This window comes from Methylobacterium symbioticum, from assembly GCF_902141845.1.
GTDB lineage: Bacteria > Pseudomonadota > Alphaproteobacteria > Rhizobiales > Beijerinckiaceae > Methylobacterium > Methylobacterium symbioticum.
Window position 1 is genome coordinate 19,987 of record NZ_CABFPH010000064.1, and the last position, 9,331, is coordinate 29,317.

Here is a 9,331-nt window from a genome sequence, read left to right on the forward strand (position 1 = left end):
GCGGGTCCCCTCTCCCGTTCGGGAGAGGGACAGGGTGAGGGTCGAGAACTCTCAAGAATGAGCAGAGCCGGGGCCGCCTCGCCGTCGCGACCTCTCCGGATCGTTCTCATCCCTCACCCCAACCCTCTCCCGAACGGGAGAGGGAGCGCGTCGTGCTCGGCCATAAGGGCCGGGCCAACCCTTCCAGGTGATCTCAGCCGACCCGCGGCCGGCGCCGGGCCTCCTGCGCGAGCAGGTAGAGGCCCGAGCCGATCACCACGAGGGCGCCGGCGAGCGTCCAGCCGCTCGGCACGTCGCCGAAGACGACGAAGCCGAGCGTCACCGACCAGATCAGCTGGGTGTAGATGAAGGGCGCCAGCACGCTGGCCGGGGCCCGGGCATGGGCCAGGATCAGCAGCCAGTGCCCGAAGGTGCCGAGCAGGCCGATCCCGATCAGCAGGGCCCAGATCAGCCCGCTCTGCGGCGTCGTCCAGAGCCAGGGCATGGCCGGCGCCATCACGGCGAGGCCGGCGAGCCCGGAGAAGAACATCGTCGTCGCGGTGGAATCGTAGGCCGCGAGCTTGCGCGTGAGGATCACGTAGAAGGCGTAGCAGGCCATGTTGCCGAGGCTGAGCAGCACGGCCGGATGCACGTCGCCGACGCCCGGCCGCACGATCACCAGCACGCCGAGGAAGCCCACCGCGATGGCCGCGAGCCGCTCGCGCGACGAGCGCTCGCCGAGCAGCGGCCCCGCCAGCAGCGCCACGGCCAGCGGCGCCGCGAACTGGATCGAGACCGTCTCGGCCATCTGCAGGTAGCGCAGGGCCAGGAAGTTGAGCGCGGTGGTGCCGAACAGGAGGAGCGAGCGCACCACCTGCAGGCCGAGGCGGCGGCTCCGCACCACCTCCGGCCGGCGCACCGGGTTCAGCACCAGGGTGATCAGCGCGACGTTCACCGCGTAGCGCATGAAGGTGCTGAGCAGCGGATCGACGCCGAGCCGCGCCAGGGTCTTGCCGCAGGCGTCGAGGCTCGCGAAGGAGATCACCGCCCCGCACATCAGCGCGATGCCGAGAAGCCGCCGGTTGCGAACCGCGCGGGGATCGGTCTCGGCCTCTGCCTGGGTCACGTCTGAAAGGTCTCTCGGGCGACTGCGCGCCGCTCCGCTACCGGAGGATGGCGGCGCGGGCGAGGCTGCCCGGTGCAGGGCTCACCTGCGTCGAGGCCGATCAGCGCTGCTTGGCGGTCGTCTTCTGCACCTTCGCCGGGCCGCTATGGGTGGCGATGAGCGCGCCGAGATGCTGCTGGTCGAGGCCGCGGGTCGGGCTCTCGGCCACGCTCGGGCGCTCCAGCTTGCGCGGCTCGATCGAGCCCGTGGTGGCGGGCTCCGGCGCGGCCGGGGCCCGGGCGACGGTGGCGGCGGGCTCCCGCTGCACGCGGAGGGCCCAATGGGCTGCGGTGGAGAGGGCAGCGATCGCCAGGATCGCCTTGATGCCACCCGTGAGGAGGCGTCGCATGGTCGTCAGGCCCGAGGAAACGCGGTGGCACGCGGGCCGTTCCCGGCCCCGCCATCATCCTTACCAGGGAGCGTGAACGAAGGGACAACACCCGGCGGCGGCGCCGTCCCGGAACGGGGCAGGAAAGCGTTGTGGGCCATGCGCCGGATCCGCGGTTCCTGTTCCCCGCGCCTCCGACACCCCTGCAGCGGCCCGGCCCACTGGGTCTCACAGGAACGGTCCAGAGAACTGGTCCGGGCCGCCCCGTCACTGCCGACCCCGCTACCATGCCGGCCCGAGCGGGCTCGCGAAACCTTCAGGCGCATCGGCCACGGGGACCGCCGATGTAGAGGCCGCATGGCCGGCCGGCAACCGCCCCGACGCGATCACGCGGCGATCGGTCCGGGGCGCGGGGCCCCGCGCGGATCAGATCGCCGCGGGCCCGCAGGCCCCGGCCATCGCCCGCTCCAGCGCGGCGAAGACCCGGGGGTCGGCGCATTGGGCCACGTTGAAGCGCAGGAACCCCGCCGCGCCCTGGCTCAGGCTGAACACGTTGCCGGGGGCGAGCACCACGCGCTCGGCCAGCGCCCGGCGCGAGATCTCGGCGGCGTCGAGCCCGTCCGGCAGGCGCGCCCACAGGAACATCCCGGCCGGCGGGATATGCGGCACAGTGAGCCCCGCCGCGCGCAGGCGCGCCAGCGTCCGCCCCCGCGCCTCGGCGAGGCGCGCGCGCACTGTGTCCATGTGGTGGCGGTAGCTGCCGTCGGTGAGTGCCTGCAGCACCACGCTGGCGGCGAGGTGCGGGTCGCCGAGGCTCACCGCCACCTTCAGGTCCACGAACTGGTCGACCCAGTCCGGCCGCAGGGCGACGAAGCCGATGCGGGCGGCCGAGGACAGGGTCTTGGAGAAGCCGCCGACCTGGATGACCCGCTCGAGCCCGTCGAAGCCGGCGAGCCGCGGCCCCGGCTCCAGCTCGAAATCGGCGTAGACGTCGTCCTCGACGATCAGGGTGCCGTGCTGCTCGGCCAGCCGCAGGACGCGGTGGGCGATGGCCGGGGTGAGGGCGCCGCCGGTCGGGTTGTGGAGGGCGGAATTGGTCAGGTAGAGGCGCGGCCTTTGCGCCGCGAGGGTGGCCTCAAGGGCGGCGAGGTCCGGTCCCTGCGGGCCGAAGGGCACGCCCACCACCTTCACCCGCTGCGCCCGCAGCAGGGCGTGGAAGTTGAAGTAGCAGGGATCGTCCACCAGCACCGTGTCGCCGGGGCCCGTGAGGAAGCGGAGCACGAGATCCACGGCCTGCGTCGCCGATTCGGTCAGCACGATCTGGTCGGGATGGGCCTCGACGCCGCGCTCGGTCAGGCGGCGGGCCAGCTGCGTGCGCAGCGGCGTCAGCCCGATCGGCCGGTCATAGGCGGTGAGCGCCGAGCCGCCCTCGCGGGCGACGCGGCGCAAGGCCCGCGCCAGGGTCTCCTCCGGCATCCAGTCCGGCGGCAGCCAGCCGCAGCCGGGCTTGAGCGCGTCGGGATAGGATTCGAGGGTCTGCCGGCTGATCCAGAGCGGGTCCACCGCGCGGTCGAGGCGGGGGCCCGCCGCCGCCAGGCAGAACGGGGCCGGGCGCCCGGCCACGTAGAAGCCCGAGCCCGGCCGCGAGACGATGGCGCCCTGCGCCGCCAGCCGGTCGTAGGCCTCCACCACCGTCGATTTCGAGACGCCCTGCGCGAGGGCGAAGGCGCGCACCGAGGGCAGCCGCGCGCCGGGCGCGAGCAGGCGTCCGGCGATGCGCGCCGCGATCACCGCCATCACCGTCTCGACCCGGGTCAGGCCCGGATCCGGCATCGCGCGCCCCGGGACCGGCTGGTCCATGCTCGCCTCCCTTCGACCGACCGTACCGGCTCTCGTACCGGACAGTTCAACGAAATCGTACTGCAACCGTCTCTGTCTTGAAAGCCGCCGCCGCGGGAGAGGTGGCGGCGTCGAACCAGGGGAGGGACCGATGCGCGGACGGGAACCGATCGATCGCCGGAGAGCCCGGGACGGCTGGATCATCCGCCGCCTGGAGGACGCGGTCGTCTCCGCCGCGGGGCTCGCCCTCGCCCTGCTGCTGATCCTGCCGTTCGCCTGAGCCGATGCGCGCCGCCTCCGTCGGCGGGTCCGGCCTCGGCCGCACCGCCCCGATCCGCGCTCTCATCGACGGGCTGATCGGCATCACCATCTTCGCCGGCTCCCTGGTGGCGACGCGGCTGGCCCTGGCCGGCTTCGCGCCGATCCCGCTCACCCTGATGCGGGCGGCGATCGCCGGGCTCGCGGCGGGTCTGATGCTCGTCCTCCTGCGCCAGCCGCTGCCGCGCCGGGGCGATCTCGCCCTCCTCGGCCTCGTCGTGCTCGGCGTCGTGGTCGGCTTCCCGCTGCTGACCGCCCTGGCGCTGCGCCATGTCGGGGCGGGCCATGCCACCGTGTTCGTCGGCCTGCTGCCGCTGACCACCGCCCTGTTCGGGGCGCTGCTCGCCGGCGAGCGGCCCTCACGGGCCTTCTGGCTCCTCTCGGGCGCCGGCAGCGCGGTCACCGCCGGCTACGCCGCCCGCGGCGCCGGGCCGGGCTCGGCGCTCGGCGACGGGCTGATGCTCGCCGCGATCCTGGCCTGCGGGCTCGGCTACGCCGCCGGCGGGCGGCTCGCCCGGCATCTCGGCGGCTGGCAGGTGATCGCCTGGGCGACCGTGCTCGCCCTGCCGGTGACGATTCCGGCCGCCCTGCTCCTCGGCGTGCCCGTCGCGCCGCCTCCCGCCTCCGCGCTTCTGGGCCTCGGCTACGTGGCGCTGTTCAGCATGCTGATCGGCTTCGTGTTCTGGTACCGGGCGCTCGCGGCGGGCGGCATCGCGGCGGTCGGCCAGCTCCAGCTCCTGCAACCCTTCCTCGGCCTCGCCCTCGCGGCGCTCATCCTCGGCGAGGCGATCGAGCCGGGCATGCCGCTCGCCGCCGCGCTGGTGGCGGCCTGCGTGGCCGGGGCGCGCCGGTTCGCCTGAGCTGCCCCGTTCGGCCCGACATTGCCCGAGACCGTATCGGGCAAGTCTGATTTGGATGAGAGGCGGCCCTGCAGGCTCCTGGCAGACCCGGGTCCCACATCTTGAGCCGCGCGAGACGGTGCGGCCGATGTTTGATTCGGCACAGCCGAGGCGACGGCCGGGATGGCATCGACGCAACGGGTCACGCGCAACGGCCGCGTAACCCGGCGCCCGCTGGCCTACGGATATTGAACACCGCCCAGCTTTCGCCGAAACATAGGCTTACGAACGCGGTCGGGGCCTCGGGCCCACGCCCAGGACGACGGGGGCTTACTGGACCATGAGGCAGGCTCTGTTTCGTGCGCGCGCCGCGCTGGCGCGTCTCGCCCTCTCCGCCACGGCGGGCCTCGCGCTGGTGGTGGCCGTCGTGCCCGGCACCGAGGCGGCGGCCGAGCGCCGCGTCGCCCTGGTGATCGGCAACGGCGCCTACCAGACCGTGCCGAGCCTCGACAATCCGCTGGTCGACTCGAAGGCCATGGCCGCCGCCCTCAAGCGGATCGGCTTCGAGGTCGTGGAGGGCTACGACCTGAAGCTCGACGGGATGCGCAGCCTCGTCAGCGAGTACGCGGCCAAGCTCGACGGCGCCAAGGTGGCCTTCGTCTACTATGCCGGCCACGGCGTCGCGGTGGCGGGCGAGAACTACCTCCTGCCCACCGACACCGTGCTGAAGAGCGAGGCCGACCTCGATTTCCGCACGATGAACATCAACCTCGTCCTGCGGCAGATGCAGCGCGAGGACCGGGTCAACGTGGTGGTGCTCGACGCCTGCCGCGACAACCCCTTCGCCAAGGAGCTCGCCCGCTCGCTGAAGACGCGCTCGGCCGCGGTCGGGGCCGGCCTGTCGGAGATCCAGGTGAATTCGGCGGCCGGCACGATGATCGCCTTCGCCACCGACCCGGGCAAGACCGCGCTCGACGGGGTGGCGGGCCAGAACAGCCCCTTCACCACCGCGCTCCTCAAGCACATGGAGACGCCCGGCGTCTCGATCAGCACGGTGATGGACCGGGTCCGCGAGGATGTCTGGCGCTCGACCAACGAGAAGCAGCGCCCCTGGGTCAACACCTCGATCATCGGCGAGTTCTACCTCAACCCGGTCGCTCCGACCGTGAAGGTCGCCGCCGTCGACTCCCCCGGAGCCCCGCTGCCCCCGGCCGTGCCGGGCGTCGCCTCCGGCGCCCTGCCGAACCCGCAGGCCCTCGAGATGAAGCTGTGGGAGGCCGCCGAGCGCTCGGGCGCGCCCGAGGATTACAAGGCCTATCTCGAGGCCCATCCGAACGGCTACTTCGCCCAGATCGCCCGCAACCGCATCGCCCGCGCCGCCGCCCCGGCCCCCGGCGCGCCCGCCCGCACCGCGGTGAGCGAGGCCGATCTGAAGGCCGAGACCGGCAGCGCCGCGACCGAGGAATCCCTGAAGCTCTCGCCCAAGGACCGCGCGGAAGCGCAGCAGCGCCTCAAGGCCCTCGGATTCGATCCCGGCGGCACCACGGGCAAGTTCGGCCCCGGCACGCGCCGGGCGATCACCAACTGGCAGAAGACCCGCGGCATCCCGGAATCCGGCTTCCTGTCGAAGCTGCAGCAGACCGCGCTCTGGGAGCAGAGCGAGGAGGATTTCCGCAAGCTCGCCGCGGCCAAGCCCGTCGAACGGGTCCGCACCGTCGCCCCGCGGCCGCCGCGCCCGGCGCCGGCCCACGGCGAGGCCCGGAACGAGGCCTATGCCCGCCCGGCCCCGCAGCAGGCGCAGCCGCAGCGCGGGGGCGGCGCCTCCCTCGGCGAGGTCGGCAACTTCCTCGGCGGCGTCGGCAATCTGGTGGGCGCCATCCGGCGCTGACCGAGGCTCGGGCTCACGGCTTCGAGGGAAGGGAGCGGGTCCTCCGACCGCCGCTCCTCTCCTCGACCTCATCCTGAGGTGCCGCGCCAGCAGCCTCGAAGGAGGCCTCCAGGGATCACGGAGGCCTCTGGAGGGCTCCTTCGAGGCTGCTGGCGCGGCACCTCAGGGATGCGGTCGAGACTGGGATCGACGCCTTAGAGGCCTGTCGAATCGGCTCGGATAGGCTCCGAGATCGCACGTCGGAGAAGGGCCGGATCGTCGGCCCCGGGACCGCGGGACCTCAGGACGGCTTGGCCACCACCTCGATGTCGCGGTCCATGCCGCTCTCGACCTTGAACTCGCGGGTGAAGACCTGCCCGTCGTGGCGGGCGATGAGGACGTAGTCGCCCTCCGCGAGAGTCACCTGCGGGAAGGCGCCGATCGCCTCGCGGATCGTGTCGCCGCCGGGCGTCAGCACGCTGAAGGCGGTGCCCGCGAAGGCCTCGGCCCCGGGTGCGGCGACGAGCTTCAGAGTCACGGTGGCGGCGCGGTGGTTGAGCGTCGCGTCGGTGATCTTGCCGTTCTCGACCTTGAGGTCGGCGCGCTGGATCGCGTTCGATTCCCCGTAGGTCGAGACCACGTGGTAGGTGCCCTCGGGCAGGCGCAGCAGGTCGCCGGCCTTCACGCCGCTGCGCACGAGCCGCCCTTCCGAATTGGTCCCCACCGGCACGAAGACCGAGAAGGAGAGCTGGGCGGGGGCGATCCGCACGTCCCCGACCGCGCCCGAGAGGCGGAGCGCCCCCGCGCTCACCCGCAGGGTGTCGCTGAGGGGCTGCCCGGCCATGGTCACGCGCTTGAGGGCGCTGGCGAAGCCGTAGGTGACGGTGACGACGTAGGGGCCCGGGGCCAGCTTGAAGCTCGGCTCCGCCTCCGTCGAGCGGGCGACGATGTTGGGGCGGGTCCCGTCGCCGCGATCATCGTAGACGCGCCAGGCGAGGCCCGTCTTCAGCGGCGTGCCGATGCCGGCGGGCAGCGCGGAGACCGAGAGCACTGCCTCCGCCTCGGCCGGGGCCGGCGGGAAGGACGGCGCGGTGATCGAGGGGGAGGGCACGCCGCCGCCGAGGCGGTTGGGGAAGGCGTCGTCCTGCGCCGCCGCCGTGCCCGTCAGCGCCGCCAGGATCAGCCAGGGCATGAGCGTTGCGCGCATTCGAGAAAGCCGTCTCCTGATCGTCCCGCGCAGGATGTGCCGCGCGACCATGGCGCCCGCAAGGCCGACCCGTGAAGGCCCCGCCGCGGATCCGCCCTTGTGAACCCCCGGCGGGCCGTGCCAAGTCCGCCCTAGATCCGCACCAAGTCCGTCTAGCCCAAGTCCGTCCGCCCGAATGCGAGCCCCCGCGCGCCGATGAACGCCACCCTCGACCTGCTCCGCACCCGCCGCTCCGTGCCGCCGATCCAGCTCGCGGAGCCAGGCCCGGACGGCCCGACCCTCGACGCGATCCTGACGGTCGCCGCGCGGGTTCCGGACCACGGCAAGCTCGCGCCCTGGCGCTTCATCGTGATCGAGGGCGCGGCGCAGGCCCGCATCGGCGAGGCCATCGCCGCGGCCTATGCGGCCGACAACCCGGAGGCGGATGCCGCCCGGCTCGATCTGGAGCGGCGCCGCCTCGGCCATGCGCCCACCGTGGTGGCGGTGGTCTCGCGGGCAGGCCCGCACGTGAAGATCCCGGAATGGGAGCAGGTGCTCTCGGCGGGCGCGGCCGCGATGAACCTCGTCGTGGCCGCCAACGCGGCGGGCTTCGCGACCGCCTGGCTGACCGAGTGGTTCGCCTATGACCGCCGCGTCCTCGACGCGCTCGGCCTCGCGCCCACCGAGCGGCTGGCCGGCTTCGTGCATATCGGCCGCGCCGACGCGGTGCCGAGCGATCGGCCGCGGCCGGCGCTCGCCGACATCGTGACGCGTCTGTGAACAGGTGTGAAAGGTCCGGGAATCGGACCTTTCGATCCGCCGCCCGCCGCCAAGTCCACGCTGGCTGCGCGAGAAGAGAATGCGGCGACGCGCAGTCGCGCTTGCGCCGTGCCGCCGCACGGCGGGAAGAAAGGCAAGGCATGCATTACGGCCCCGACAACCGCACCCTGCCGCACAACCCGCTGAAGGCGATCGTGGCGCCGCGCCCGATCGGCTGGATCAGTGCCATGAGCCGCGACGGCCGGCTCAACCTCGCGCCCTACTCGTTCTTCAACGCGGTGGGCGACGACATGGTCGCCTTCTCCTCCACGGGGCGGAAGGACGCGATGACCTTCGCGGAGGAGGGGGGTGAGTTCGTCTGCAACCTCGCGACCTGGGACCTGCGCGAGGCGATGAACGATTCCTCGGCGCCGCTGCCGCGGGGCGTGAGCGAGTTCGACTTCGCCGGGCTCGCCACCGCGCCCTCCCGCCTCGTGCGCCCGCCGCGCGTGGCCGATGCCGCCGCCGCCGTCGAGTGCAAGTGGCTCCAGACCGTGCCGCTGACACCGCTCGACGGCTCGGAGGCCGTCAACTTCCTGGTGATCGGCCAAGTGGTCTCGATCTACATCGACGACCGCTACGTGACGGACGGCCTCGTCGACACCGCGGCGATGATCCCGATCATGCGCGGCGGCTATTTCGACTATTTCGCCGTGCGCCCCGAGAACCGCTTCACCATGCGCCGCCCGAAGGGCGCGGGGGATTACAAGGGCGGCTGAGCCGCCACCAGGGCGGCCTCGGCCGGATCCCGCACCGCGATCCCCGCGAACCCGTCCAGCCGGGCCGCCTCGGCCGTCCCGGCCAGAGAGGCGGAATCGCGGCGCACCGTCTCGAAGGCCGGCACGCCGGCCACCCGTGCCGCCAGCACGACCTGCCCCCGCGCCTGCGCGAGCGGGGCCGGCCACGCGGCCGACCGGTCGAGCGCGATCCCGAGATCGGCGGCGAGCGCCTCGGCATCCCAGGCGAGCCCCGCGAGCCGCGGGCTCGCCCC

Annotated in this window: 9 protein-coding genes and 1 pseudogene; 5 read left to right on the forward strand and 5 right to left on the reverse strand. The window is 73.2% G+C overall.

The features are described 5' to 3' along the window. Positions 1 to 193: 193 nt before the first annotated feature. The 3 genes from MET9862_RS19330 to MET9862_RS19340 all read right to left on the reverse strand — a co-directional run bounded on the left by MET9862_RS19330 (position 194) and on the right by MET9862_RS19340 (position 3,332). Entirely contained in the window at positions 194 to 1,105 is a 912-nt protein-coding gene (locus tag MET9862_RS19330) for a DMT family transporter (protein ID WP_244612806.1), read from the reverse strand. Positions 1,106 to 1,205: 100 nt separating this feature from the next. Then, a complete protein-coding gene (locus MET9862_RS19335; RefSeq protein WP_142584519.1) occupies positions 1,206 to 1,493 on the reverse strand; it encodes a hypothetical protein in 288 nt (95 codons plus the stop codon). Between the two features lie 405 nt (positions 1,494 to 1,898). After that, on the reverse strand, positions 1,899 to 3,332 hold the full coding sequence (locus MET9862_RS19340) for an aminotransferase-like domain-containing protein (protein ID WP_142584520.1): 1,434 nt from the start codon (positions 3,330 to 3,332) through the stop codon (positions 1,899 to 1,901). A gap of 130 nt (positions 3,333 to 3,462) precedes the next feature. Between MET9862_RS19340 and MET9862_RS30490 the strand changes: the two genes are divergently transcribed. From MET9862_RS30490 to MET9862_RS19350, 3 genes are all read left to right on the forward strand, one after another. Beyond that, on the forward strand, positions 3,463 to 3,591 hold the full coding sequence (locus tag MET9862_RS30490; RefSeq protein WP_280178980.1) for a hypothetical protein: 129 nt from the start codon (positions 3,463 to 3,465) through the stop codon (positions 3,589 to 3,591). 4 nt (positions 3,592 to 3,595) lie between these two features. Beyond that, a complete protein-coding gene (locus MET9862_RS19345; protein ID WP_142584521.1) occupies positions 3,596 to 4,489 on the forward strand; it encodes a DMT family transporter in 894 nt (297 codons plus the stop codon). Between the two features lie 319 nt (positions 4,490 to 4,808). After that, entirely contained in the window at positions 4,809 to 6,356 is a 1,548-nt protein-coding gene (locus tag MET9862_RS19350; RefSeq protein WP_142584522.1) for a caspase family protein, read from the forward strand. A 280-nt stretch (positions 6,357 to 6,636) separates the two neighbouring features. Here MET9862_RS19350 and MET9862_RS19355 read toward each other — a convergent pair whose 3' ends face one another. Continuing rightward, the gene (locus MET9862_RS19355) at positions 6,637 to 7,542 is read right to left on the reverse strand and encodes an RgsD C-terminal domain-containing protein (protein WP_142584523.1); all 906 of its coding nucleotides are present in this window, start codon (positions 7,540 to 7,542) and stop codon (positions 6,637 to 6,639) included. 195 nt (positions 7,543 to 7,737) lie between these two features. On the opposite strand from MET9862_RS19355, the gene MET9862_RS19360 reads away from it, so the two are divergent. Together MET9862_RS19360 and MET9862_RS19365 are read left to right on the forward strand one after the other, a co-directional pair. Continuing rightward, positions 7,738 to 8,301: a nitroreductase family protein gene (locus tag MET9862_RS19360; protein ID WP_142584524.1), complete on the forward strand. Its 564-nt coding sequence runs from the start codon at positions 7,738 to 7,740 to the stop codon at positions 8,299 to 8,301. A gap of 140 nt (positions 8,302 to 8,441) precedes the next feature. Further along, the gene (locus tag MET9862_RS19365; RefSeq protein WP_142584525.1) at positions 8,442 to 9,059 is read left to right on the forward strand and encodes a flavin reductase family protein; all 618 of its coding nucleotides are present in this window, start codon (positions 8,442 to 8,444) and stop codon (positions 9,057 to 9,059) included. On the opposite strand, the pseudogene MET9862_RS29520 reads toward MET9862_RS19365, so the two are convergent. Beyond that, a pseudogene (locus MET9862_RS29520) lies at positions 9,044 to 9,331 on the reverse strand (CoA ester lyase); the annotation flags it as partial. The gene MET9862_RS19365 and the pseudogene MET9862_RS29520 sit on opposite strands and share 16 nt — an antisense overlap.

Bases quoted from the DNA above. Each gene is read 5' to 3' on its own strand.
- MET9862_RS19335 (WP_142584519.1), bottom strand. From the start codon at position 1,493: ATGCGACGCCTCCTCACGGGTGGCATCAAGGCGATCCTGGCGATCGCT.
- MET9862_RS19340 (WP_142584520.1), bottom strand. From the start codon at position 3,332: ATGGACCAGCCGGTCCCGGGGCGCGCGATGCCGGATCCGGGCCTGACC.
- MET9862_RS30490 (WP_280178980.1), top strand. From the start codon at position 3,463: ATGCGCGGACGGGAACCGATCGATCGCCGGAGAGCCCGGGACGGCTGG.
- MET9862_RS19345 (WP_142584521.1), top strand. From the start codon at position 3,596: ATGCGCGCCGCCTCCGTCGGCGGGTCCGGCCTCGGCCGCACCGCCCCG.
- MET9862_RS19350 (WP_142584522.1), top strand. From the start codon at position 4,809: ATGAGGCAGGCTCTGTTTCGTGCGCGCGCCGCGCTGGCGCGTCTCGCC.
- MET9862_RS19355 (WP_142584523.1), bottom strand. From the start codon at position 7,542: ATGCGCGCAACGCTCATGCCCTGGCTGATCCTGGCGGCGCTGACGGGC.
- MET9862_RS19360 (WP_142584524.1), top strand. From the start codon at position 7,738: ATGAACGCCACCCTCGACCTGCTCCGCACCCGCCGCTCCGTGCCGCCG.
- MET9862_RS19365 (WP_142584525.1), top strand. From the start codon at position 8,442: ATGCATTACGGCCCCGACAACCGCACCCTGCCGCACAACCCGCTGAAG.